The organism is Rhizobium sp. CB3171, from assembly GCF_029714265.1.
Classification (GTDB): domain Bacteria; phylum Pseudomonadota; class Alphaproteobacteria; order Rhizobiales; family Rhizobiaceae; genus Rhizobium.
This window is the reverse complement of record NZ_CP121653.1, coordinates 2,407,617-2,430,804: the sequence shown is the minus strand read 5'-3', so window position 1 is coordinate 2,430,804 and position 23,188 is coordinate 2,407,617. Positions and strand designations below refer to the sequence as shown.

The 23,188-nt window shown below is 60.7% G+C and carries 21 protein-coding genes and 1 riboswitch; of the genes, 3 read left to right on the top strand and 18 right to left on the bottom strand.

Annotated features, from left to right (window positions below; translation table 11 throughout):
* Positions 1-60 precede the first annotated feature (60 nt).
* From QA648_RS30215 to QA648_RS30180, 8 genes are all read right to left on the bottom strand, one after another.
* A complete protein-coding gene (locus QA648_RS30215) occupies positions 61-1,134 on the bottom strand; it encodes a putative urea ABC transporter substrate-binding protein (protein WP_283052605.1) in 1,074 nt (357 codons plus the stop codon).
* Between the two features lie 75 nt (positions 1,135-1,209).
* Positions 1,210-1,323: riboswitch (guanidine-I (ykkC/yxkD leader) on the bottom strand.
* 303 nt (positions 1,324-1,626) lie between these two features.
* Entirely contained in the window at positions 1,627-1,980 is a 354-nt protein-coding gene (locus QA648_RS30210) for a cupin domain-containing protein (protein WP_104827642.1), read from the bottom strand.
* Positions 1,973-2,641 carry an isochorismatase family cysteine hydrolase gene (locus tag QA648_RS30205; RefSeq protein WP_283052603.1) on the bottom strand — a complete coding sequence of 223 codons (669 nt, stop codon included), beginning with the start codon at positions 2,639-2,641 and terminating at the stop codon, positions 1,973-1,975. The genes QA648_RS30210 and QA648_RS30205 overlap by 8 nt, the downstream gene beginning before the upstream one ends.
* On the bottom strand, positions 2,641-4,191 hold the full coding sequence (locus QA648_RS30200; protein WP_104827640.1) for an ABC transporter ATP-binding protein: 1,551 nt from the start codon (positions 4,189-4,191) through the stop codon (positions 2,641-2,643). Before QA648_RS30200 ends, QA648_RS30205 begins: the two co-directional genes overlap by 1 nt.
* Positions 4,188-4,901, bottom strand: a complete 714-nt coding sequence (locus QA648_RS30195; RefSeq protein ID WP_283052601.1) for an isochorismatase family cysteine hydrolase — start codon at positions 4,899-4,901, stop codon at positions 4,188-4,190. The genes QA648_RS30200 and QA648_RS30195 overlap by 4 nt, the downstream gene beginning before the upstream one ends.
* Positions 4,902-4,913: 12 nt before the next feature.
* Positions 4,914-5,840 (bottom strand): ABC transporter permease, encoded by a 927-nt coding sequence (locus tag QA648_RS30190; RefSeq protein WP_283054312.1) that lies wholly within the window; start codon positions 5,838-5,840, stop codon positions 4,914-4,916.
* Positions 5,840-6,970: an ABC transporter permease gene (locus QA648_RS30185; RefSeq protein WP_104827638.1), complete on the bottom strand. Its 1,131-nt coding sequence runs from the start codon at positions 6,968-6,970 to the stop codon at positions 5,840-5,842. Before QA648_RS30185 ends, QA648_RS30190 begins: the two co-directional genes overlap by 1 nt.
* A gap of 20 nt (positions 6,971-6,990) precedes the next feature.
* Positions 6,991-8,118 carry a BMP family ABC transporter substrate-binding protein gene (locus tag QA648_RS30180; protein WP_104827637.1) on the bottom strand — a complete coding sequence of 376 codons (1,128 nt, stop codon included), beginning with the start codon at positions 8,116-8,118 and terminating at the stop codon, positions 6,991-6,993.
* A 311-nt stretch (positions 8,119-8,429) separates the two neighbouring features.
* Between QA648_RS30180 and QA648_RS30175 the strand changes: the two genes are divergently transcribed.
* Complete coding sequence (locus tag QA648_RS30175) at positions 8,430-9,137, top strand: GntR family transcriptional regulator (protein WP_283052598.1); 708 nt, start codon at positions 8,430-8,432, stop codon at positions 9,135-9,137.
* A gap of 7 nt (positions 9,138-9,144) precedes the next feature.
* On the opposite strand, the gene QA648_RS30170 is transcribed toward QA648_RS30175, so the two are convergent.
* The gene (locus QA648_RS30170; protein ID WP_283052596.1) at positions 9,145-9,774 is read right to left on the bottom strand and encodes a hypothetical protein; all 630 of its coding nucleotides are present in this window, start codon (positions 9,772-9,774) and stop codon (positions 9,145-9,147) included.
* Between the two features lie 437 nt (positions 9,775-10,211).
* Positions 10,212-12,170, bottom strand: coding sequence for a mechanosensitive ion channel family protein (locus QA648_RS30165; RefSeq protein ID WP_283052594.1), 1,959 nt, complete (start codon positions 12,168-12,170; stop codon positions 10,212-10,214).
* A 187-nt stretch (positions 12,171-12,357) separates the two neighbouring features.
* Between QA648_RS30165 and QA648_RS30160 the strand changes: the two genes are divergently transcribed.
* Together QA648_RS30160 and QA648_RS30155 are read left to right on the top strand one after the other, a co-directional pair.
* A complete protein-coding gene (locus tag QA648_RS30160) occupies positions 12,358-12,657 on the top strand; it encodes a hypothetical protein (RefSeq protein ID WP_283052593.1) in 300 nt (99 codons plus the stop codon).
* A gap of 127 nt (positions 12,658-12,784) precedes the next feature.
* Complete coding sequence (locus QA648_RS30155) at positions 12,785-14,527, top strand: hypothetical protein (protein WP_283052591.1); 1,743 nt, start codon at positions 12,785-12,787, stop codon at positions 14,525-14,527.
* A 251-nt stretch (positions 14,528-14,778) separates the two neighbouring features.
* Here QA648_RS30155 and QA648_RS30150 read toward each other — a convergent pair whose 3' ends face one another.
* The 8 genes from QA648_RS30150 to QA648_RS30115 form a co-directional block, all read right to left on the bottom strand.
* Positions 14,779-15,789 (bottom strand): HAD family hydrolase, encoded by a 1,011-nt coding sequence (locus QA648_RS30150; protein ID WP_283052589.1) that lies wholly within the window; start codon positions 15,787-15,789, stop codon positions 14,779-14,781.
* 13 nt (positions 15,790-15,802) lie between these two features.
* A complete protein-coding gene (locus QA648_RS30145; RefSeq protein WP_283052588.1) occupies positions 15,803-16,768 on the bottom strand; it encodes a formylglycine-generating enzyme family protein in 966 nt (321 codons plus the stop codon).
* 84 nt (positions 16,769-16,852) lie between these two features.
* On the bottom strand, positions 16,853-18,190 hold the full coding sequence (locus QA648_RS30140) for a BatD family protein (RefSeq protein WP_283052587.1): 1,338 nt from the start codon (positions 18,188-18,190) through the stop codon (positions 16,853-16,855).
* Complete coding sequence (locus QA648_RS30135) at positions 18,187-19,743, bottom strand: VWA domain-containing protein (RefSeq protein ID WP_283052585.1); 1,557 nt, start codon at positions 19,741-19,743, stop codon at positions 18,187-18,189. The genes QA648_RS30140 and QA648_RS30135 overlap by 4 nt, the downstream gene beginning before the upstream one ends.
* Complete coding sequence (locus QA648_RS30130; RefSeq protein WP_283052584.1) at positions 19,740-20,729, bottom strand: VWA domain-containing protein; 990 nt, start codon at positions 20,727-20,729, stop codon at positions 19,740-19,742. Before QA648_RS30130 ends, QA648_RS30135 begins: the two co-directional genes overlap by 4 nt.
* Positions 20,716-21,231 (bottom strand): DUF4381 domain-containing protein, encoded by a 516-nt coding sequence (locus QA648_RS30125; RefSeq protein WP_104827626.1) that lies wholly within the window; start codon positions 21,229-21,231, stop codon positions 20,716-20,718. Before QA648_RS30125 ends, QA648_RS30130 begins: the two co-directional genes overlap by 14 nt.
* Positions 21,232-21,233: 2 nt before the next feature.
* A complete protein-coding gene (locus QA648_RS30120) occupies positions 21,234-22,184 on the bottom strand; it encodes a DUF58 domain-containing protein (RefSeq protein ID WP_283052581.1) in 951 nt (316 codons plus the stop codon).
* A gap of 9 nt (positions 22,185-22,193) precedes the next feature.
* Positions 22,194-23,171 (bottom strand): MoxR family ATPase, encoded by a 978-nt coding sequence (locus QA648_RS30115; RefSeq protein ID WP_283052580.1) that lies wholly within the window; start codon positions 23,169-23,171, stop codon positions 22,194-22,196.
* Between the last annotated feature and the right edge of the window lie 17 nt (positions 23,172-23,188).

Here is a 23,188-nt window from a genome sequence, read left to right as displayed (position 1 = left end):
GAAAGGCTCCGCGGATGAAGGGATCTGGCGGCGCGCCGGCGCCGCCAGTGAAGGTATCGCTCAGAGCGAACCGTCGGCGGCCGCCTTCATATAGGTCTCCGTGAAGCGCAACTTGACGTTCGTACTGTCGCCGAGAAACTTGCCATCGGGCATTTCGATGCCGATGACGTCAGCCGAAGGCGCTCCATTGCCGAGCAGACCCTTCTGGAACAGGAAGCCGCGCACCAGATCCATCGTCTTCGGCAGGTTCGGCGAGGTGGTGAAGGCAACCGCGTCGGCAGGCTTATCGAAGAGCTTGGTTGCGGCGAGCTGCGCCTCGAAACCCTTCAGGTCTGTGCCCGATGCGGCCCCCATCGCCTCGCGGGCAGCCTTGCCTTCCGGTGTGTCTGCCCTCAGCAGCGCCGCCGTTTCATACCATATGCCGGCCAACGCCTTACCGAAATTCGGATTGTCCTTCAGGATGTTGCTGTTGGCGGCCATCAGGTCGATGATCTCGCCCGGCACCTGCGAGCTGTCGAAGACCTTCTTGGCGGAAGGCTCCTCGAGAATGGTCGAGACCAGCGGGTTCCAGGTGACGACGGCGGAGACATCCGGCGTCTTGTAGGCCGCAACCATATCGGCGTCGGAGGTGTTAACCACCTTCACGTCGCGTTCGGTAAGCTTGATGCTGTCGAGCGCGCGGGCGAGCAGATAATGCGAAACCGAATACTGAACCAGATTGACGTTCTGGCCCTTGAGGTCTGCGAGGCTTGCCTTGTCCTTGAGAATGACGGCGTCATTGCCATTCGAAAAGTCACCAACGATAACGGCTGTCGTGTCGACGCCGCCGGCTGCCGGGATCGAGAGGCCGTCCATGTTGGTCAGCGTCACGGCATCGAAGGCGCCGGCCGTATACTGGTTCATCGACTCGACGTAATCGTTGAACTGGGTGACTTCGATGTTGATGCCGTATTTGTCGGCCCATTTCTTGACGATACCGTGATCGGCGGCATAACCCCAGGGCATCCAGCCGACATAGATGGACCAGGCGACCTTGAAACTGGTTTTCGGCGCGGCGCTTGCGGCAGAGCCAAGCCCGAAAGCCAGCGATACCGAAAGAGCCGTTACGGAAAGGATCTTCGAAAAAGTCTGCATAGAAATTCCCCTTTTGCTTTTTTTCAAAAAGGGATCGGCAAAGACCATCGCGCCGCCAATCCCTTGGCTTACGAGGTCTCCCGGGCTTTTATCCCGCCGTGCATCCGGTGGGATTTCTCCCCCAGCCGGTGGTGGCTCTCGGACCAGCACGCTCCGAAGAGGAGCGCCGGAACCCTAGCCACCAACTCTGCGGATAAAGAAGCAAGGTCCATGCCACTCCCAAATATGCATGATAGACGCGGTCCGAAGCATGATCGCGAATGGCAGCTACGTCATTCAATGCCGCTATTTTGATCATGCTGCCCAGAATTTCTGCCGGCGTTCCCACTGAAGATACTTCTTCATCGCCAGGGTAGGCGGCTGTGCCGGCATGCCCGCGCTTTCGAGCGGGGAGTCCTTCTTCGCCAATAGATAGGCCTGGATCGTTCACCTCGGCGCTGCCGCCGTTGCGATAGAAATCGTGCAGGGCGGCCTCGAAAGCTGGCCGTGCTTTCATGCCGTTTCCTCTCCGAGTATTTTCACTGGCCGGTCCCACTGAATAAGCACGACACAGCCGGTATCGCTCCAGACCGAATGTTCTGTGCCGGGGGCATTGACGATGTAACTGCCGCGGCCGTAGTCGCCGGCCTCGTCGGACTGCACCCCATCGAGAACGAAAATGGTTTCCAGCCCCTCATGGCGATGGCGGGGAACGGACGCGCCGGCTTCGTATTTCAGGAGCGCCACGCCCGGTTGGTCGCCTTCGAAGGGGCGAATCCAATGGATTGTCACCTCTTCACGGAACGGCCCGAATTCCAGATCCTTCCAGCCGCCTGATGTGAGCAGTTCGCGGGTCGTTTCAGGCATGGGCGATGCTTTCCAGGATATCGTCGACACGAGCCGTCCAGCCGACGATGGCGCCCTGGGCGCGGATCATGGCAATGGCGGCGGCCTTGAATTCGGGGAAGTAGCTTTCCGTCGCCTCCTCGGCGAGCAGGCATTCATAGCCGCGGTCGTTTGCCTCGCGCATCGTCGTCTGCACGCAGACTTCTGTCGTTACACCCGCAAAGACGAGCTGCTTGATACCCTTCTCATGCAGGACATCGCCAAGTTTCGTGGCGTAAAAGGCGCCCTTGCCGGGTTTTTCAATGACGACCTCGCCCTTGATCGGCGCAAGCTCCGGTAGGATCGCCGTGCCAGGCTCACCGGAGATGAGGATGCGACCCATGGGACCCTTGTCGCCGATCCTAAGCATCGGATTGCCGCGGTCGCGTTTTGCCGGCGGCAGGTCGGAGAGATCGCGCTTGTGGCATTCCATAGTGTGGATGACCGGCAGGCCGGCGTTGCGGAAGCCCTGGATGAGGCGTTTGACATCGGGGACGATTCTGACGATGCGACTGACATCATTGCCAAGGCTAGCACCAAAGCCACCGGGTTCGGCGAAGTCGCGCTGCATGTCGATGACGATAAGGGCAAGCTGGTCGTGTTTCACCGGAAAGGCGAAGGGTTCTGCCTTGATCTCCGCCATCAGTGATGCCCCGCCATATGCGCGCCGATCACACCGATATCCGCCGAACGCGCCGGTGTCTCGTAAACCAGCTTGCCTTCGGAAATCACCACGATGCGGTCCGACATTTCGAGCAGCTCGTCGAGATCTTCGGACAGCAGCAAAACGGCCGTACCGGAATTGCGCGCCTTCATGATGCGGGCACGGATCTCGGCGACAGCGGAGAAATCGAGGCCGAAACAGGGGTTCGAGACGATGAGCAGGTCCACCTTGCCCGTCAGCTCGCGGGCGAGTACCGCGCGCTGCACATTGCCGCCTGAAAGCGCTGCAATCGGTGAGGAGGCGGATGCCGTTTTCACCTTGAAGTCGGAGATCAGCGCGCTGGCGCGCTTCTTCATCTTGCCCTTGTTCAGCCAGATCGCATCCTTGCCGTCCGCTTTCAGATCGAATGTGCGGAAAGCGAGGTTTTCGCTAACGGTCATACGAGGGGCGCACGCGTTCTGCAGCGGTTCTTCGGGGATGAAACGAACATTGTTCTTGCGTGTCTCGGGGCGGGTTGCGCCATAAGCCTCGCTGTTGACGCTCACATGGCCGCTATCCGTCGGCCGCTGTCCGGCGAGGATTTCCGTCAGCTCTTTCTGGCCGTTTCCGGATATGCCGGCGATGCCGACGATCTCGCCCGAGCGCACCAGGAGCTTATCGATCTCGATGCTCTTGAGACCGGAGCGGTCCGGTGCCTTGACCTGCTCGATCGTCAGCACTGGCTTGGCGTTTTCTGAAACGGGAACGCGTGTATCGAGTTCGGCAAGCTTGACGTCGCCAATCATCATCGCCGCCATGTCAGCGGTGGAGAGTTCACCGACCTTGCCGGCGCCGACCAGCTTACCACGCCGCAGGATCGAGACAGCATCGGCGAACTTCGTGACCTCATGAAACTTGTGCGAAATCATCAGCACGGTCAGTTCACCGCGCTCGGTCATACCGCGCACGAGGCCAAGCATCTCGTCGGCTTCGGCCGGCGTCAGCACCGACGTTGGCTCATCCAGCACCAGGAAGGAGCGGCCGAGATAGAGCTGTTTGACGATCTCCAGCTTCTGCTTTTCGCCGGCGGCAAGCTCGCTCACCGGTCGATCAAGCTGGATCTTGAACGGCATGCGCTCCATGAAGGTGGCCAGATCCTTCCGCTCTTTCGCCCAGTTGATGATACCAGGCACTTGCGCGCGGCTGATGACGAGGTTTTCAGCCCCCGTCAGCGAGGGGACCAGCGTAAAGTGCTGGTAGACCATGCCGAGACCGTAGGTAGCGGCGTCTTTGGGCGAGGTGATTGCCACTTCGCGGCCGTCGACGGAAAGCGACCCCGACGTGGCGTGATAGAAGCCCATGATGCATTTGACGAGCGTCGACTTGCCGGCACCGTTTTCGCCGAGCAGCGCATGGAAGCTGCCGGCAGGCACCTTGATCGAGACACGGTCAAGGGCGGTGAAACTGCCGAAGCACATCGTCATGTCGATCGTGTCGATGCCGACGGCCTTGCCAGCTCTCGGAAGGGGCGTATCGCGGACCGTGCTCATGGCAAAGCCTCGATCAGCGTCTTAGAATTGGAGACAGAACCGAAGACGCCGCCCTGCATCTTCACCATCTTGATGGCGGCGAGGTGATTGCCGTAGTCGGTCGCGCCGCAGCAGTCTTCCAATAGCAGGCATTCGAACCCGCGATCGTTGGCCTCGCGCATCGTGGTGGACACGCAGACGTCAGTGGTGATGCCAGTCAGGATGATATTGTCGATGCGCTTCTGGTTGAGGATCAGTTCCAGATCGGTGGCGCAGAAGGAGCCCTTGCCGGGCTTGTCAATGATGGTCTCGCCCGCAAGGGGATAAAGTTCGGGAATGATGTCCCAGCCGGGTTCGCCGCGCACGAGGATGCGCCCACAAGGTCCGGGATCGCCGATGCCGGCATTGATGCGACGCGAGCGCCAGCGCTTGTTGGCCGGAAGGTCCGCAAGGTCGGGCCGATGACCTTCACGGGTGTGGATGATGTGGTAGCCCTTGGCGCGCATGTCCGCCAGCACCGTCTTGATTGGCTCGATAGGCGCCTGGACCAGTGACAGATCATAACCCATGTGATCGACATAGCCGCCCTTGCCGCAGAAATCAGTCTGCATGTCGATGATGATGAGGGCGGTGTTGTCCGGCCGGAGCGCGCCATTATAGGGCCAGGGATAGGGGTCGGCGTCGACATAGGTCGGCTTCCCGGGGATGACGGCTGTTGCCAGACTGTTCATGGATGATCTCTCCTATTTGGTGAGCGAGAGTGCACCCGGCGCACCGGCGAGCGAGCGCGTGGGCGACGAGGTAATGATCATGATGACGAGCGTGAGCACGTAAGGGGCGGCATAGAAAAGATAATAGCCTTCGGTCACTCCGACCGACTGCAACGCCGGGCCGAGCGCCCCAGCGCCGCCGAAGAGCAATGCTGCGAGGAAGCAGCCGATCGGATTCCACCGCGCAAAGATGACGAGCGCCACGGCCATCAAGCCTTGGCCGGAGGAGATGCGTTCGTTCCACGAGCCTGGATAGTAGAGCGAGAGATAGGCGCCGCCGATCGCCGCCAGCGAGCCGCCGACGGCGGTGGCCATCAGGCGCACGCGATCCGGATTGACGCCCATGGCGCGTGCAGCATCCGTGCTATCGCCGACGACACGCAAAATGAGGCCGACACGTGTATTCTTGAACGCCCACCGGAGGGCGAAGGCGAGCATCGCGCCGAGGATGAACAGCACGTTGATACTCAGCGCCGCTTGGATCTGCGGCAGGCTGGACCAGAATCCGAACGGAATTGCCGGCAGGTGTGGCGCCGCCGGCTGGATGAACGGTTTTCCGAGGAAGAAGGCGAGGCCCAGGCCAAACTGCATCATGGCGATGCCGATCGCGATATCGTTGACCTTCGGCCATTTGCAGATCCAGCCATGCACGGCGCCGAAGATTGCGCCGGTCGCCATTGCAGCGAGTACGCCGAGCCAGGGGGAGCCGCTCATGACGGCGACAGCGTAAGCGGTCATGGCACCGAAGACGAGCGTGCCTTCAAGGCCGAGATTGATGCGGCCCGAACGCTCGGTGATCGTCTCGCCGAGGCTGACGAAGATGAAGGGCGTCGAGACGCGGATCGCGCCGGCGAAGATGGCGAGGGGCACTCCCCAGAGGCCGATTGCGGTGTCGTCCATCATTCGCTCCTTTTCCAGAGGTCGGGATTGAAGATCTTGAAGCGGCCGTAAAAGGTCTCGCAGAAGAGGATGACGATGAAGAGCGTGCCCTGCAGCACCAGCACCGTGGCATCCGGCAGGCCCATGCGGCGCTGGATGAGGCCGCCCGCGGCATTGATGCCGCCAAGCAGGATCGCGACCGGGATAATGGCCAGCGGATTGTGCCGAGCGAGGAAGGCAACCAGAATGCCGGTGTAGCCGTAGCCAGCGGCAAGCGACGCGTTGGCGCTGCCCTGCACGGCTGTGACCTCGATCATGCCGGCAAGCCCGGCGAAACTGCCGGCGATCGCCGTGAAGCCGGCAATCAGCCGGCCGACCGGCAGGCCCTGGATCTGCGCGGCGCGGACATTGCCACCGGCGATGCGGGCCGCAAAGCCGTAGCTCGTCACCTCGATCAATACCCATGAAACGATGCAGGCGACGACGCCAATGACGAGACCCCAATGCACGTCCATGCCCGGGATATGGCCAAGCATGTAGTCTTGCGGCAACGGCTTGGTCGAGGGCTTGTTGAGGCTTGCAGGATCACGCAGCGGCCCTTCGACGAATTGGTTCATCAGGGCGATGGCGATATAGGAAAGCAGCAGCGACGAGATGGTCTCATTGACGCCGCGGTAATGGCGCAGGAAGCCGGCGAGGCCGATCCAGACGCCGCCAACCAGCATCGCAGCGATCGCCATGAGAATGAAGGTCAGGAAGACCGGTGCCGAGCCGACGAGTGGCAGAGCCATCGCCGCGGCGGCTACGCCGCCCAGAACGACCGCCCCCTCTCCGCCGATGATAACGAGGCCGAGACGGGCAGGTAGGGCGACGCAGAGTGCCGTCAGGAGAAGGGGTGCGGCACGGCTGAGGCTGTTCTGCACGGAAAACCAACTGCCGAAGCCGCCGGTGTACATGAGTTGGAAGAGCATTGCGGGCGATTTGCCGATCGCCAGGATGAAGAGGGAGAAGAGCGCAAGACCGATCACGATAGCCGCAAGGCCGATGACAATCGGCTCGGCCCGCCGCGCGATCCATTCAAGGGTTGGGCGCAGCGAAGCCGGTTTTTCGGAAGCGACTGATATTGCGGGATCGTTGGCCTGGACAGTCATGGCGCTTCTCCCTTTGCGGTTTACGCCGTGGACCCGACGACGCCTTCGACCAGGTAATTCATGCTTTCAAGCTCGATCGCGTCTTCGGCGTAGCTCTTGTCGGCGGTCACGACTATGTTGCCCTTGTTGTCCTTCAGCGGCCCCTTGAAGACCGAGAACCCACCCTTCATCATCTCAGCATGCGTGGCCTCGAAGGCCTTGCGGCCCGCCTCGGAAACGCCTGGGCCGAGTGCGCTCATCTTTACGAAGCCGTCCTTCAGGCCGCCGCGTACGAAGTTGCCGAGCTTTTCGCCTGCCTGCGCCTTCTTGACGAAATTGCTGTAGACGTTGCCCCAGGCCCATTCGGCACCGGTGAGATATTTTTCAGGAGCAAGCGGGCTCTGGTTGGCGTGGTAGCCGCAAATGAAGGCGCCGCGGCCACTGGCCGTCTCGACCACCACTTTGGGGCTGTCGACGTGGCAAGTGATGACGTCGGCGCCCTGATCGATCAGTGCGTTGGTCGCTTCGGCCTCCTTGACCGCGAGCGACCATTCTCCGGTGAAGATCACCTGGCAGGTGATGGTGGGATCCACGGACCGAGCCCCAAGCAGGAAGGCATTGATGTTTTGCAGGACCTGCGGGATCGGCTTGGCGGCAACGAAGCCGATTTTCTTGCTCTTCGTTGCATGGCCAGCTGCGATGCCGTTCAGATACTGACCTTGGAAGATATAGCCGAAATAGGAACCCGTATTGGCCGGATGCTTGCCCTCCTGCCAGAGGCCGCCGCAGTGGCGGAACTGGACATCGGGGTATTTGGCGGCCATGGCCAGCATGTGGGGGTCGAAATAGCCGAAGGAGGTTGGGAAAAGCAGGGTCGCGCCATCGAGATTGATCATCGATTCCATCGTCTTCTGGACGTCGACCGTCTCGGGCACGTTCTCTTCTTCGACAACTGTGATGCCCGGCAGCGCTTTGACGGCGGCTGCGCCCTCGGCATGCGACTGGTTATAGCCATAGTCATCCTTCGGGCCGACATAGATGAAGCCGACGGTGAGGGCTGTCTGCGCAAGGGCCTGGGAGGAGAAAAAGCCGGGTGCTGTGCCGACGAAGAGGGTGGTGGTGGAAGCCTGAAGGAAACGGCGGCGGTTCATGGAAAGGAGTCTGGTCATCGGAATGCTCCCCGTGCGGCGGTTTTGCCGGTTCAACTGATTGCAGAAAAGTGTATGCAATGCCCGTGCCCAGATTTTATTGCGTTGATTTTACATAAAAATTTCCGGGTTGTTTAGGGAAGATGTTAAAGTGTATGCAATTTTAATCTCAATCAGGCCAAAGATTGTGCATAGCCTATAAAATAGCCGTATAATCATATGAGCAATAGCGATTGAGTGCACGCTGGCTTGGATTCGCGCGATATATTATTCAATATAAACAATATAATATTGCCCAGTGTTTGACTTTGATCAGCCGGCGCTACATGTGTATGCAACACGCAACAAAACAGAATCGATCCTTGAAACAGGTCAGACGCAGAGAGATCATCCGGGCAGGAACGACCGTCGAACAGATGGTGCGGGCAATAGCCGACATGATCGTGACCGGGCAGATGCTACCGGGCGAGAAGCTTGACGAAATTTCGCTGGCCGCCCGTTTCGAAGTATCGCGCACGCCGGTGCGCGAGGCGCTGCGCGAACTCGGGGCAATGGGGCTTGTCGAACGCGAGCCGAACCGCAGCGCCCTCGTTACCAATGTGACCGAGACCTATCTGCATTCTATGTTCGAGGCGATGGCGGAGCTTGAGGCAATCTGCGCGCGGCTTGCGGCCGAGCGAATGACAGTCGACGAACGGCGCATGCTGGAAATCGAGCATCACGCTTCCGCACGCCTTGTGCATCTGGGTGCGGAGGAAGACTATGCCGCCCATAATACCGAGTTTCATACTCGGCTCTATCGCGGCGCGCACAACGAACACATCTACGAACTGGTCACGCAAAGCCGAGCGCGGCTTGCACCGTTCCGTCGCGCGCAGTTTCGGTTACCCGGCCGGTTGGCGAAATCCTATGACGAGCACGACGTAATCGTGACGGCGATCATGCGAGCGGATGGCGCCGGCGCTGCGCAGGCCGCATATTCCCATGTGGAAATTGTCAGCGACGTTAGCGCGGTCTTTGCCAAAGCAAGTGAAAACTAGCTATGCGCTAGTGGCATCCTGATTTGTCCTTTTCACATCCAATCCGGTTCATCGTCACGAATACGGGCGGATAGCTGTAGTCATGCTTTTTCTTGTCTGTCGCGGCATCGACTAAGGCGACTGCCACCATTGTTACAAGACCGTTGTTGCTTGCTGCCGCCATGCGGTCATGGGATGTTTCGTCGAAAGGCTGAGCGCTTGCATAGCCGGTCCTGTAGCCCGGGGCTTGGCAGTGGACGGAAACCGGGCGTGAGGCGTAGCCGTAGTCAGGCACTCTAATTTCTGCGGGAGTCTTCACAGAGGCACGATACCCCTCGCTATCCAACGCGCAGTCGATGCCTTCCAATTCGGTTCTGGTGGAAAATTGTGCGTCCTTCTTCCGGACATCCTCGTAGGTTCGTACCGTAACAATCTTCTGGCCTTTGAGCGCCGGGATGTCTTGACCGGCAGCGCGCTGTGGTGACAGCACATCGCCGTACTGTACGCCTTTCGCGGTCGGTGTGGCCACAACGCTCATCGCGATAGGCTTTGCAGTTTGGCACCCTGCCAATGCCGCAACGGTGACTACGGAAATGGCGCAAGAACGGATTTTTGCTTTCATCATACAGCCTAAAAATTGGAGGAGGCGGTGGTTCAAGTGACGCGCCTCGCTGGCAAATGGATAAGACTCATATCGTGGCTGACGGCTTCGCTTGTGCCATGCATGGCGGCTATCAACCTCTGATTATCCCGATAAATCAAAAGCACTACCAACCAATAAACAGAATGTGGTGCATTTTGCGCAAAGCAGCGCATTGCGCTCGAGCCGACCTCCGGGCTCGATGTTTGCGGGTTCCGAGAAGGCGGAATGAGGCTATTGATTGGTGCGTAAGCACCTCAAAAGCCTGGAAAATTCCAGTTCGCTGTAGTCGCCCGGAGGCCCAGGAGCAACAGGATCAGAGTTCCCCAGCACAGGACCGCCCAAGACGAGGGCGCCACGTCGTTTTGTGAGTCTCAATCCAGTCATCAGCGTATCGAAAAGACCGCCACGCATGATCCGTAGCCACAGCTCTTCCTAATACGATGACATGGCCGTTACTTCGGGACCTCGGTGGCCTGCTGCTTGAGCTGGACCGACCGCAGCGCCGCCACCGCTGCGCTGCCCTCGGCTTTTTCTTCGCCGCCGACCTGCACGGTCGGCTGGGCGAACTCGATCCCGTTCGATCGGAACGCATCGCGGATCATCGTATAGGCCCGACGGCGCACGGCGGACTGATGGCCGGGCACGGTACTGAATGCGAAGCTGAGCTCGATCCCGAATTCGCCGATCTGCTCGACGCCTTTCATCTTCACCGGCTCTATGATGAATGGGGCAAGCTCAGGATCTTCTTTCATCTCTGCGCCAATGGCTTTTACCAGCTTTTTCACCATGGCGATGTCGGTGTCGAATGCAACACGCAGCATGAACTTGTCGATCACCCAGTCCCGGCTCATGTTCTGCACCGCACCTAGCGCCCCGAAGGGCACGGTAAAGATCGGCCCGCGGTGATGGCGCAGGCGTACCGAACGAAGGCTGAAGGATTCGACAGTGCCCTTGTAACTACCGCTCTGGATGTATTCGCCGACGCGGAATGCGTCGTCGAGCATGTAGAAGATGCCGCTGATGACATCCTTCACAAGCGTCTGCGAGCCGAAGCCGAGGGCGACGCCGAAGATGCCCGCGCCTGCAATGAGGGGGCCGATCTGAACTCCCAGTTCGGCGAGCACGGTCAGTGCCGTCGCGGCGAGCACGAAGACGGCCAGCGCATTGCGGAAGATCGGAAGCAGCGTGGCGATGCGGTGCTCGCTCGCGGCTTCGCCGCCATGCGCGGAAGGATCGGCGGAGAAAGTTTGCAGCTTGCTGTCGATGAAAGCCTTGGCGATATGCCAAACGAGATCGGCAACGAGAAGAACGACGGCGCTCTTCAGTAGGCCGTAGGTAATGGCGCTCAAGGTGGGATCCTGATGCGCCAGCGAATCCGGATTGAGGTGCCACACCATTGCAAGCCATGCGACGGCGATCGCGATGACGACGGCCCGGCTACCCCTGGCAGCGATAACGGCCTTGAGATCTTTCCGGTTGTCTCCCATTGCACGCTCGACGGCGCGCCCGACGAGGCGAAGCAGGGGCGGCAGGATCATGGCAAAGATCCCGAGCCAGGCAAGACCCTTGAAGTTCAGCAGCCAAAGCAGCCAGACGGCAAACAGGCAGAGCGATAGCGCAAGTTTTCGCGAACGCGACGATGAATTGCGGGTCCAGACGGCTTCCAGGGCGAGCGCGAACAGGAAGATCGAGAAGCAAAAGGAAATCGCCTGGTTGACAGGTGGCGGGACGCCGAGTGGAGGCCCAAGGGTTGCGGTCGCTATTGCAAAGAAAAGCAGGCCTGCGAACACCTTGATTCGCCGACGCAGGCCTATGTCCGGGGTTGCAAGCGCCACTGCCGCCGAGAGGCAACGATAGGCCACGAAAGCGATGAGATAGGTCAACAGCACGATGCGCACGAGAGGCGGCCAGTCGACCACGAAGAAAACGATCGCCATGGCTGCGGTAAAAACGGCAATCGGCAGGAATTCCGCGGCGACCGGAGACGACGAGGCGCGATGCGACCATTGTCGCCGGAATACGGCTTCGACCGCCGCGCCGAGCAGTACGAGCCCTCCCAGCAGCACGACGATCGGAGCATATCCGTGGTCGATTGCATCGGCCCGCCCTCGGCGCATGGCCGCGGCGATTTCACCGGGAATCGTCGGTATGGCGGCGACAATGCCACCGTACCGCGAGCGCGCTCGCTTGTCCCAGTCGGCAAGCGCAGAAGCATCCTGCTCCGCAGCCGGCCCGGCTGCGGAGCCGGCCTTGCGGCTGTCAAGCCAGGCTTTGACGTCGGGATCTTGCAGCAAGCGGACGAGTTCATCGACCTTGGCATCCGAGGTTTGCTGCTGGGCATGCGCCATGGGTGCGAGGAGAAGCAGGCCGAGAATGAAGACCGTGGCGACGGCAAGATATGCAGGCTTCATGGAATGCTCCTCTGTCGGTCCTCAAATGGAGCATACAAGTTCCCTACAGGGGAGTACGTTACGGTAAACTCGGCGTAACAACTATCGTGCAGGGTATTTACGGTCCTTGTTACGGTAACGTACTTCCTGAAAGTGGGCGCCGGATCATACTCCTGAAAAAGGTGCCGGCGGGAGTCTGAATGGTCTGATGGACAAGGGGAGCGGCAACGAAAGAGCCCCGGTAGGTACGCGGGAACGCGGCATGTGGCGGTTGATGTTGAAGCTGCCGTCAATTCGCGGCCGCCTTCAGATTCTTGCCACGAAGCCCTCTTCGCTTGGAAATCTGTTCGAAGCCTATGACGACGCGTGCTCCACGCTGGACCGGCTTCGTAGCGAATCCACCGGCGACCGCTCGCCCATGATCGAAGAGTACACGGACATCTGCGCGGAAATTGAATCCGAAGTCATACAATATTGCCTCGAACGCGGTTCGAGCGTGCCGAAATAACCCGCGAACTCGCGTTAAAATCAATCACGTTTTGGTTTTGTTAGAGACTCATATTGCAACCGTTTGTTTTCTGAGCGATAAATTCGTCTGTTCTACTTTAGCTGGACCAATGTGTGCGGGGGCCGCCATGGACGCTGAAGAACACGACACGAGGGCTTGCGAAGTTTCCGAAGCAGACGCCAGAGCCGAGCTCGACAGGCTGCTCTCCGACCCAAGGTTTCATGCGACGGATCGGGCGAAGGCAATTCTCGGATATATTGCCGAGCAGGGATTAAGCGGGCGTGCGGAAGGGGTCAAAGCCTATTCCATAGCAATCGATGTGCTTGGACGCACCAGCAGTTTCGATGCCTCCCTCGATCCTATCGTCCGTATCGAGGTTAGCCGGCTTCGTACTGCGCTCAGCCAGTATTACGAAGCATACGGCTCGCCGCGCGGAATCATGATCGACCTGCCAAAGGGGCGCTATGTCACGATTTTTTCCGCATCATCCTTGCCGGAATATGAGATCGGCGGTGAAGCGGCAGAGGCCGAAACAGCGAGGAGGGAGCTGGAGGAATACATCGGGCCCCTCCAAACTTCGCGTTCGAAACGTTCTCCGGTTGCAGGGTGGCAGGCATGGGCAGCGATTGCGGCAGTCCTTGGCATGGGGACGGCGCTCATGTGGGGAATGTCTGAGATTGCTCCGGCAATCACTGTCCGCCCGGCGGTCTCGGTCGAGATGGTAGCTGCCGACGCCGCATGGAGCGGAGAGGCAAACGCGACGCGTGAGATGCTGCTGACCGCCCTGACCCAGTTTCGGACGCTGACTGTCACAGAGGCTTTGCCCCCGGACAGACTGCAGTTTGCGGCCCACCGTTCTTCCGACGCAAACGCCTATCGGATCGAGATGAAGTATTATGGCGACGGGAACGATAGAAGCATCTGGTGGCAGATAGCGAACCTCGCTACCGGCGAAGTGCTTCGGTCCGGGGTCGAAAGGGAGGATACGGCAGGCAAGAGCCCCGCGGCCGTTAGCATGAATCTCGCGGCGTCTCTAGCCCGAAGGTTTGCCTCGAGCGATAGCGTGATCAATAACGCGGAGACCTATGGAAGCGCTGCGAGTTCGCTTGGAAACGCCTGCGTGCTCCGCGCAGAGCGCGCGCTCGAGGACCGAGACTCCGCGGTGATTGCGAGATCGATGAACTGTCTGGAGCGGACAATAGCGAAAAGTCCGGACGATGCAGATGCCGGCGCAACGCTCGCAAGGGCGCTGCTGACAGGAGAAGAAGGTGTGATCGACCAGGCGACGCTCGCCAGATCCTATAAGCTCGCAAGCCGCTCCGTATCGCTTGCGCCGCGTTCCGACCGGGCGCAAGTCGCCCTGATGATGACGCAGTTTGCCGCGGGCTGGAACACGACAGCAATAGACACAGGCAACAGGGCGATGTCCCTCAATCCGAACAATCCGGATGTTGGCGCAACGCTCGCCACGGTTCTTTTTGCCTCCGGCTATTTCGACGCAGGCGTCTCGCTGGCACGGGATGCCGGGCGCAATGTCGACACCGTGCCAGGCGATGCGGTTATCGTTCTCGCTCTCGACGCCTATCGCAGGTCCGACTGGTCCGAGGCCTCGTTGCTGGCCGAGCAGGTGCATCGCGGCGACTATGTGCTGAAGGTGCTGAGGATCGCCGCACTGGCTCAGCTCGGATCGAGCCAGGCTGCCCCGCGGCTCGCAGCCATGCAGAATCAGGATCCGGATTTCATTCGCCTGTTTCATCAAAGAATGGAGCAGAGACATTATCACCCGTCCATTACTGCAAAGCTCAAGGACGGCCTGACGAAGGCCGGTGCGGACTTCAAAGCCGCCGACCGGCTTGCCAGCGCATCCTAGAGGCGGGGGATGTCGGAGAAAGGCCGCCTGTCGGCAGTGGCTCTTACTATTCCGGCGGCTTCTCACGCCGCCGACCTGTTGCCTGCCATGGCTCCGCGATTGCCGGTTACAGAGCGCTTGGCGTCAACTACAGCAATGGCAGCCTCACCGAGGATATCGTGGAGCACGGCCCGATGGTGGGTGCGGTATTCCACTTCTGACCGGGGGAGGGCAGGCAGGCCCGGCCCCCGGCTTGCCGCCATCAGCCCTGACTATTCGAAAGCGAAGATCTTCTTCCAGTCATTCTTCATGTCAACGACCAGCCAGTTGCGGCGTCCGGCTTCGTCGAGCGCCTTGTCCAGCTTCCCAAACGCGGACTGGCGGTCGTAGGCATATTCGCGATCGCCGTCCGTATGGTGGATCAGCATCGCAAAGCCCGGGCTCTTCGCCGCGGTCGTCCACCGCATCATCTCGTAATCGCCGTCGGAATTGCCTGCAACGAAGATCGGCTTGCGCCCGATGAACTTGTTGATACCGGCAGGCTTGCCAGGGCCGTCGTCGATGAAGTCGATCTCCGGCAGACGCTTCAGGACAGGTACGTCGTCGACGATATCGAATTCGGTGGTGATCGTGCTTCCCACCACCTGTTCCGGCGGGATGCCATAGGCCTTTTCCGTAATCGGCCGCATGAACTCCACGCCGCCGCCGGAGACGATGTAGGTCTTGAAGCCGTTGGCGCGCAGATAGTCGAGCAGTTCGCGCATCGGCAGATACGTCATCTCGGTATACGGCTTGCCTGTTTTCGGATGTTTCGCCGTTGCGAACCAGTCCGTGACGATCGAGGCGAACTGGTCGGTCGTCATTCCGGCATGCGTTGCCATGCCGAGTTCGACGATGCCCTTCTCGCCGCTCTTTGCGATCCCTTTCAGGTCGCCGGCAAGGATGGATTTGAACGGTTCTTTCTCCTTCCATTCCGGGTGTTGCGGCGCCAATGTCTTCACCCGGTCCAGCATGAAGCCGAGTTGGACGTAATAGGGCTGTTCGGCCCAGAGCGTACCGTCATTGTCGAAGACGGCGATGCGATCTTCAGGCGCGACGTAGCCTTCGCCGCCATCCGTCACCGTTGCCTTGACGAAGGCCATGATGCGGCTCTTCGCGGCCGTGTCGTTCCATGACGGCAGCGACTCCTGCGAGAAGGCGGGACTGACGAAGCCCGCCGCCAGCGTAAACACGGCAACAATCAGCGAGGCGAGGATCGTTTCGGTGTTCCGGATCGGTCTCATCGGATATCTCCTGTCACGCGGTCGTTCTTTTCACGCAGCGGAAGCCGACATGGCTTGTGGACGTATCCTCCGGCTCGGCATGGCGGGCGGCGGGGCGATAACGACGGCAATAGTTGGGCGCACAAAGATGCGAGCCGCCCTTCAGCACCCTCCGAGGGATGCGGATCTGCGGTTGCATGGGGTCGTAGCTCGCGTCTGCCGGTCCGCCGCGGGGATTGCTCGGGATGCAGCAGGATTTGGCGGCAGGTTCGGTGTGCCGCGCTGACCAATAATCGGAGGTCCACTCCCATACATTGCCGATCATGTCGTAAAGGCCGTAGCCGTTCGGGGGGAAAGAGCGCACGGGCGAGGTCCGTTCTTTTCCCGCGGGCTTGGTGCTGAGCGTCGGAAATGTTCCCTGCCACGTATTGGCCATCGGGCGACCGTCGGGCATGAGTTCATCCCCCCAGGCGAATTCGGCGTCGTCCAGGCCACCGCGGGCGGCAAGTTCCCACTCCGCCTCGGTCGGCAAATCGAGGCCTGCCCAGTCCGCATAGGCCTTGGCATCACACCAGGCGATATGGACAACAGGATGGTCCAGCTTCCCACGCAGGTCACTCAGTCCGCCGAGCGGACGGCGCCAGTTCGCGCCGAACTTGAATTTCCACCACTGCGTTATGTCCGGGCCAGCAACATTCTTCGGCTGGAAGAAGACGAGCGATCCTGCCTTCAGCATTTCGGGGCGTGCGCCCGGATAGTCTTTGGGATCGGGAGCCTTCTCGGCGAAAGTCACGTAGCCGGTGGCGTCGACGAATGCCACGAACTTCCGGTTCGTCACCGGCGTTTCCTCGATCCAGAAGCCGTCGACCCTTACCGGATGGGTAGGGGCCTCCTCCGGATAGTGGTTGTCCGATCCCATCGTGAAGGTCCTGCCGGGGATCCAGACCATGCCCTCGGGGCCGCCGTCCGCTGTCCGCTCGTTTTCGAATGCCAAAGCCATCCTTGCCTCCGAAATTGAAAGAACAGCTTTGCCTTCGATGCGGCTGTTCGGAAGTACGTTACGGTAAATGCCCGGCGGCAAATGTTACCACCGGCGTAAATTTACGGAAGTGGGCGAAGCCGCGCCTGGATTGAGCGGTGGCAGGGCACCGCCCCGCAAGCTGCCTGGAGCAGGTTTTGCGATGTGCGACCTGCGAACAGCATCCGCCAACGCCTGCCGGTCGAATGGAGCGCCATCGGTTCCGGAACCGAAGAGGGCTTTTTCTATGGCCTCTATCTGCGATCCCAAGTCGGGATCGGACGAGGCGGTCATCCATGTCGAAATCGAGGAATAGCCGACCACTCGTGTCCAGCGCATCAAAGCCTGATAGACGGCACTCTCTTCATCACCGGCGATTGAGTTCATCAGCCGCTTGAATTCCACGTGTTCCGAGTTTGGGCGCGGGCGACGCCAGGCTCGCATTCCGTTTGAAAACCGTGGCAGGAAGCGCCGACCCGCCCATAGGACGGCAACGCAAAGAGCGCAGCCCGAGGCCAGTGCCGCGGCCGTCAAGGTTCGGGAACGGCTCGGCGCCGTCTCCTGCCGAAGCTCGGGCGCGATGATGTCGGACGATGCCGGTGCATCGATGACGGTGACGGCCACAGTCGGCAACGTGGTGGTCCTGGCCTGATGCGCGTCGACATCGAACCATGGATAGGAAACCGCGGGGATGCGGAAGGTGCCGGCCTTGTCCGCCGTGTAGACGATGGTCTCTATGCGCCTGCTTCCCGTCGTATTTCCGCTCACGATGTTATCCGCGATCTGCGGTGGCTTTTGATATTGCCTGAGACCGGCAGCCTCGCCGATGACGACCTGCGGTATCATCATGGCCTGTGTATCCTCGCCGAAGACGGTCACAGTCCGCACGATCGCATCACCGACCTTAAGCTGTGAGGGATTCCGGTCGAAGGACTGGGTGAGCGCAATCTGCCTGGCGGCAAAGGCCGGTGTCTGTTGTCCGGATGCCGAACCGATGACATTGAAGCCGATGGAGGGGAGTTGCACCGTTCCCTTGACCCGTCTCCCGTCTTCCGAATAGCCGAGCTCGATCGGCACCGACGGCAGGGTGAACGTTCCCAATACCTCCGGAACGACGGCATAGGTCCTGCGAATTCCGGAATATTGAACGCCATCGATGGTCTGCAGCAGATTTTGCGGGCGCTCGTTCGCGAGCGTGACGACGGCGTTGGGAAGGTCGAACAGCGGGAACTGCGGAGGCGAGGTAAAGAAATCCGGAACGAAGACGTCGACGATGACGTGCACCTGCTGGCCAGGCACAATCTGGCCGTCGTCATCGACGCTTGCACGAGCGAAAGGTTCCGCCGCCAAGCAGGAAGTGGCGGCCAACAGAGAGAGGGCAAGGCCCATGGCTGCCGATCTCATGGCGTCTTTTCCCGCGTTTCGAGGGAGAACTTCCGTGCCATGAGATCCGCCGGGCTCACCTGGATATTCTTCATCCACATCTCCGACGTCTGTTCGGCGATGTCGATCCTTCCTTGCTTGCCCTGTTTGCCCTTGTCGTCGAATTGCACCTGATCGGGTTTCTCGTTCGGCTCCCCTTGCTCGTCCTGTTCCTCCTCCTGTTTCGCCTTTAGCAGCGCTTCGGCAATTGCGAGATTCGCCTGCGCGTCCGGCCAGCCCTTTCGCCCATCCAGCGCCCTCTTGTAAGCAGCGACCGCCTCGTCGAACCGTTCCAGGTGAAGCAGCGCGTTTCCTTGATCATACCAGCTCTCCGCAGTGTCGACGGCGGCGAAGGCGTCGACGGCTTCCGCGTATTTGCCGGCGCGATAGAGCGCGGTGCCCTTCCACATCGGATCGAGAAAATGCGCCGATGCCGCTGCATAATCGCTGCGCTCGTAGGCAAGCCGGCCCTGCTGGTCTGATGTCAACCACATGTCCGCGAGGCTGCCGGCATCGACCTCGGTGGGCATCACCATTCTCCCAGCAAGAACGATGCCGGCAAAGCGTACGACCCAGCCGCGCCGGAACGATGCCGCGTAGAGAATGACGAGGGGGATGACCGCCCACCATCCCATATCGCGCCAGCGATCGCCTTCCTTAGCCTGCTTCTGTTCGAAATTCGTCCGGATGCGCTGCATTATCCAGCGCACGTCCGTGTCGTCGTCGGTGATTGTCGCGACCTCCGTGCCCGTCTGCGTATGCAGGCGCTTCAGACCCTCGACATCGAGTTTGGCGAAGATGCGTCCGCCGCCCGCATCCGTCTCGAAGCCGCCGTCCGGTGTCTTGACGGGACCGCCTGCCGCCGTGCCGACGCCGAGTACGACAATGCTGCGGCCCGCTCCGCGTTTGAAAGCTTCAAATGCTCTCTGCTCGATACCGTCTGTCATGAACAGGATCGTGCCGGTCGTCTCCTCCTTCGAGAGGAGCTCTTCGGCAAGCTGGAGCGGCCTAGTCGAATCCTTGCCGGGGACGGGCATGATGCGCGTCGCCAGGGCATCCGTGTAGGTTTCGGTGAGAGAGGCGTCCTCTGTGAAAGGAAGGACGAGATGCGCCGTTCCCGCATAAGCGACGACAGCCGTCCTCGCACCTTGCCGCTCCGCGATGACATCCCTGATTTTCAGCTTGGTGCGCTCAAGCCGCGAAGGCGTAACGTCGATCGCATTCATCGTCACCGACAGGTCGACGGCGATGACGAGCGGCGCCGTATTTTCGACGAACGGTGGAACCTCCCGCTCCCAGGTTGGTCCTGATGTCGCGATCGCTGCTGCCGCCATCGCGGCGGCAAGGAGCCAGGAAGGCCGAAACCGGGAGCCGCCCCTTCCCTTGATGACGAGGCTGTCGAGCAGGTGCGGCGCGATGATCCCTTTCCATCGGTTGCGGGCATCGCCGGAGCGGGAGGACAGCCAGAGCAACGCGACCGGAAGCGCAAGCGCCAGCAGCCACCATGGACGCAGGAAATGGAAGTCCTCGATCATGCCGCCACCTCTCTATGCAGGAGGCTGCGGATGCCGCACAGTCCATAATAGACCACGATGAGCGCGATTGATGCACCAAGAGGCCAATAGAAGAGTTCTATGCGCGGTTGCCAGGAAAGCGTCTTCTGGTTCACCGGCGTAATCCGGTCGAGCACGTCGTAGATGGCAGCGAGCGCGGTTTGATCTTCGCCAAAGAAGTAGCGCCCACCGGTGCCTGTGGCGATCTTTCGGAGCATTTCTGTATCGAGCTTGTCCTCGCCGGTCGCGGCCGGATCACCGATTCCGACGGTATGAACAACGATCCCCTTGGTCTTGGCGATTCCGGCAGCCTTGGCAGGCGGCATCTTGCTGGCGGTGTCGTTGCCGTCGGTCAGCAGTATCAATTCCTTCTCCGGAACGGTCGTCTTTTCGAACATCTTGATCGCCAGCCCGATGGCGTCGCCGAGCGACGTGCGGGGACCTGCGATGCCCGGCACGATCTCGGCGATCATCGTCTGCAAGGTGGCATGGTCCATGGTAAAGGGGACCAACGGATATGGCGCATCGCCGAAGGCGACGAGGCCGATCCTGTCGCCGGGTCGCTTCGATACGAAATCGGAGACGACCTTCTTAACGGCATCGACGCGTGCCTCAGTGCTTCCGTCCGCGGCGCGGAAATCCTTCGTATCCATCGACTGCGATAGGTCGAGTGCGAGCATGATGTCTCGCTGCGGCTCGACCTTCTCGATCGGCGGCTCGACGAATTGCGGACGCGCGAGGGCGAGCAGCATCAGGCACCAAGCGAGCGTCTCGACGATCAACTGTAGCCAAGTCCGGCGCGGGATGACCGAACCTTCCGTCGGACGGATGCCGGCGGCGTCTGCAACCTGCTCGAAGAAGGGGATGCGAACGGCCTCCGACGTTTGCCGATGCGCTGGAAGAAGCCACCAGACGAACAGCGGCACGGGAAGAAGAAACAGCAGCCATGGATGGTCAAGCTGATACATGATGGTGTCCGATCCAGCTTCGTGCGGCCGGGACCGCTTGGTCGACGACATCCGGCGGCGGCTCTGCATTGCCGTGGTATTCAAGATCGTCGAGCAGTCTTTCCAGGGCGGTACTCGCTTTCTCGTCGCCATGTTCGCTCAGGAAGCGAACCCAGGCCGCGCCGGCGATCTCTGCCACGGCCGGCCGGCCCCAGCCGGCCAGCATGACGCGCTTCAGAAGGGCGGCGAGTTCGCGCAGCCCGTCTCCTCGCGCGACCGGATCGCGGATTTTCTCTTCAATCTCGGCGAGTTGGGCGAGCGCCTCGCGTCGATAGGCGTTTGCGCGATAGGCCTTCAGCCAGCGCAGAAAGACGACCAAGAGAACGACAAGGAGAATTGCCGCCAATACGGCCCATCCCCAGGTCTGCGGCATCCACGAGACCGGCGGTGGCACGGCGATGTCCCTGAGGGATCGCAGGGCGATCTCGGTCATCGGATCGGTCGTCGGAGTGGCTGGTCCCATGGTCATCGCCTCCGTTGCCGCCAGGCGGATTGCTCCAGCAGGCGGCGGAGCTGCGGCGCGGTTTCTTCCGCGGTTGAAATCGGCAGCATTGGAAGGCCAAGCTCTCGTTGCCAGGACCGCAGTTCCCGGCCGCGCTCACGTGCGAAGCGATCGATCGCTTGCCGGACGTCGCCTTGTCTGAGTATCAGTTCTGCCTGAAGACTGCCGCCGCTGATCACGATGTTGCCCGATTGCGGCAACTGCAGAAGGAAGGGATCGTAAACGAGGAGGCAGATCACGTCGTTATGTGCCGAGAGGCGCAGCAGCGTGTTGCGTGTCGCCCCCGTATGACCATCGAAGTCGCTGATGAAGACGACGAGATGATCATGATGAGCGATGTTCGCGACGCGGGCAGCAACGGCGTCGAGCGCGGCGAGACCGGGCGTTCCGGCATAGGCAGCGCTCAACCCTGTATTCTGGCGGGCAATCCTGTCGGCAAGGCCCATGACGGCTTCCCGGCTGCGGTGCGGCCTGAGCTCGACAATCTCGCTGTCGTTGAACACGAAGCCGCCGACCCGGTCGCCGGAGCCGAGAATCCGCCAGGCGCAGAGCATGGCCGCCTCCGCTGCGGTCACCGATTTCATCGACCGTCGGCTGCCGAAGAACATGTTGATGCGCTGGTCGACGACGATCAGCGCTGGCCGTTCCTTCTCTTCCGTGTAGACGCGGACTGCCGGCCTGCTGGTGCGTGCCGTGACCCGCCAGTCGATTGTGCGGATGTCGTCCCCCGGCAGATAGTCGCGCAGTTCCTCAAAACTCAGGCCCCGGCCACGCATCGACGAGCGCATCCGGCCGGAAAGTTGACGATGGCTCCGCGCCTTTTGGACGAAGGTCAGGTCGCGAGCCTGGCGCTCGAGAGCGACGAGCTGCTCGGTGCTGACATGGACGCCTGTGCTGCCTTCGTTGCGAGCCATGGCCGTTCCTCATGAAACCGCCACGAGTTCGACGATGCGGTCGATGACCTGATCTGGCGCGGTGTTGGAGGCATGAGCCTCGTAGGAGAGGATCAGGCGATGGCGGAAAACGTCGCTGACAACAGCCTTGACGTCGTCGGGGATGACATAGTCGCGACCCCTCAGCCAGGCATAGGAGCGGGAAACTTTGTCGAGACCGATGACGCCGCGCGGGCTGACACCGACCTGCAGCAATTTGGCGAGGTCCTTGTCATATCTGTCGGGGTATCGCGTGGCGAAGACCAAAGCGACGATGTATTTCTCGATGGGATCGGAGACGGCAACCGCTCCTATCTCCTTGCGTGCCTCGAATATTGCTTGCGGATCAAGCCTTTGCTGCGGCGTGGGCTTGCCCTCTCCATGCGCTTCGTTTTCCTCATCGCGATTGAGCCGCATGATTGCTCCTTCGGATGTTTCGTTGGGATAGCCGACCTCCACATGCATCAGGAAGCGGTCGAGCTGCGCTTCGGGCAGGGGATAGGTACCCTCCTGCTCGATCGGATTCTGCGTCGCCATCACCATGAAAAGCGCGGGCAGAGGATAGCTCTTGCCCCCGACGGTTACCTGCCGCTCCTCCATCGCTTCCAGCAAGGCCGACTGCACCTTTGCGGGCGCGCGATTAATCTCGTCGGCGAGGATCAGGCTGGCGAAAATCGGTCCCTGCTGAAACTTGAACTCGCCCCTGCCGCCCTCGCTGAAATAGATCTCCGAGCCGGTGATATCGGCCGGCAGCAGGTCCGGTGTGAACTGGATGCGCGAGAGCTCGGCGTCGAGATTCCTCGCCAGGCTCTTGATGGCGCGCGTCTTCGCCAACCCCGGCAGGCCCTCGACCAGAAGATGGCCATTGGCGAGCAGCCCAAGGAGAAGCCGCTCGACCATCGCCTCCTGGCCGATGATCGACCGGCCAATCCGTGCGCTCAGCGCGATAATGTCGTCACGTGCGGTCATGCTCGTCCCGTCCATAT

What these genes read in the sequence shown, in the direction of transcription:
- QA648_RS30215 (WP_283052605.1), bottom strand. Translation starts at nt 1,134, where the DNA reads ATGCAGACTTTTTCGAAGATCCTTTCCGTAACGGCTCTTTCGGTATCG.
- QA648_RS30210 (WP_104827642.1), bottom strand. Translation starts at nt 1,980, where the DNA reads ATGCCTGAAACGACCCGCGAACTGCTCACATCAGGCGGCTGGAAGGAT.
- QA648_RS30205 (WP_283052603.1), bottom strand. Translation starts at nt 2,641, where the DNA reads ATGGCGGAGATCAAGGCAGAACCCTTCGCCTTTCCGGTGAAACACGAC.
- QA648_RS30200 (WP_104827640.1), bottom strand. Translation starts at nt 4,191, where the DNA reads ATGAGCACGGTCCGCGATACGCCCCTTCCGAGAGCTGGCAAGGCCGTC.
- QA648_RS30195 (WP_283052601.1), bottom strand. Translation starts at nt 4,901, where the DNA reads ATGAACAGTCTGGCAACAGCCGTCATCCCCGGGAAGCCGACCTATGTC.
- QA648_RS30190 (WP_283054312.1), bottom strand. Translation starts at nt 5,840, where the DNA reads ATGGACGACACCGCAATCGGCCTCTGGGGAGTGCCCCTCGCCATCTTC.
- QA648_RS30185 (WP_104827638.1), bottom strand. Translation starts at nt 6,970, where the DNA reads ATGACTGTCCAGGCCAACGATCCCGCAATATCAGTCGCTTCCGAAAAA.
- QA648_RS30180 (WP_104827637.1), bottom strand. Translation starts at nt 8,118, where the DNA reads ATGACCAGACTCCTTTCCATGAACCGCCGCCGTTTCCTTCAGGCTTCC.
- QA648_RS30175 (WP_283052598.1), top strand. Translation starts at nt 8,430, where the DNA reads ATGCAACACGCAACAAAACAGAATCGATCCTTGAAACAGGTCAGACGC.
- QA648_RS30165 (WP_283052594.1), bottom strand. Translation starts at nt 12,170, where the DNA reads ATGAAGCCTGCATATCTTGCCGTCGCCACGGTCTTCATTCTCGGCCTG.
- QA648_RS30160 (WP_283052593.1), top strand. Translation starts at nt 12,358, where the DNA reads ATGGACAAGGGGAGCGGCAACGAAAGAGCCCCGGTAGGTACGCGGGAA.
- QA648_RS30155 (WP_283052591.1), top strand. Translation starts at nt 12,785, where the DNA reads ATGGACGCTGAAGAACACGACACGAGGGCTTGCGAAGTTTCCGAAGCA.
- QA648_RS30150 (WP_283052589.1), bottom strand. Translation starts at nt 15,789, where the DNA reads ATGAGACCGATCCGGAACACCGAAACGATCCTCGCCTCGCTGATTGTT.
- QA648_RS30145 (WP_283052588.1), bottom strand. Translation starts at nt 16,768, where the DNA reads ATGGCTTTGGCATTCGAAAACGAGCGGACAGCGGACGGCGGCCCCGAG.
- QA648_RS30140 (WP_283052587.1), bottom strand. Translation starts at nt 18,190, where the DNA reads ATGAGATCGGCAGCCATGGGCCTTGCCCTCTCTCTGTTGGCCGCCACT.
- QA648_RS30135 (WP_283052585.1), bottom strand. Translation starts at nt 19,743, where the DNA reads ATGATCGAGGACTTCCATTTCCTGCGTCCATGGTGGCTGCTGGCGCTT.
- QA648_RS30130 (WP_283052584.1), bottom strand. Translation starts at nt 20,729, where the DNA reads ATGTATCAGCTTGACCATCCATGGCTGCTGTTTCTTCTTCCCGTGCCG.
- QA648_RS30125 (WP_104827626.1), bottom strand. Translation starts at nt 21,231, where the DNA reads ATGGGACCAGCCACTCCGACGACCGATCCGATGACCGAGATCGCCCTG.
- QA648_RS30120 (WP_283052581.1), bottom strand. Translation starts at nt 22,184, where the DNA reads ATGGCTCGCAACGAAGGCAGCACAGGCGTCCATGTCAGCACCGAGCAG.
- QA648_RS30115 (WP_283052580.1), bottom strand. Translation starts at nt 23,171, where the DNA reads ATGACCGCACGTGACGACATTATCGCGCTGAGCGCACGGATTGGCCGG.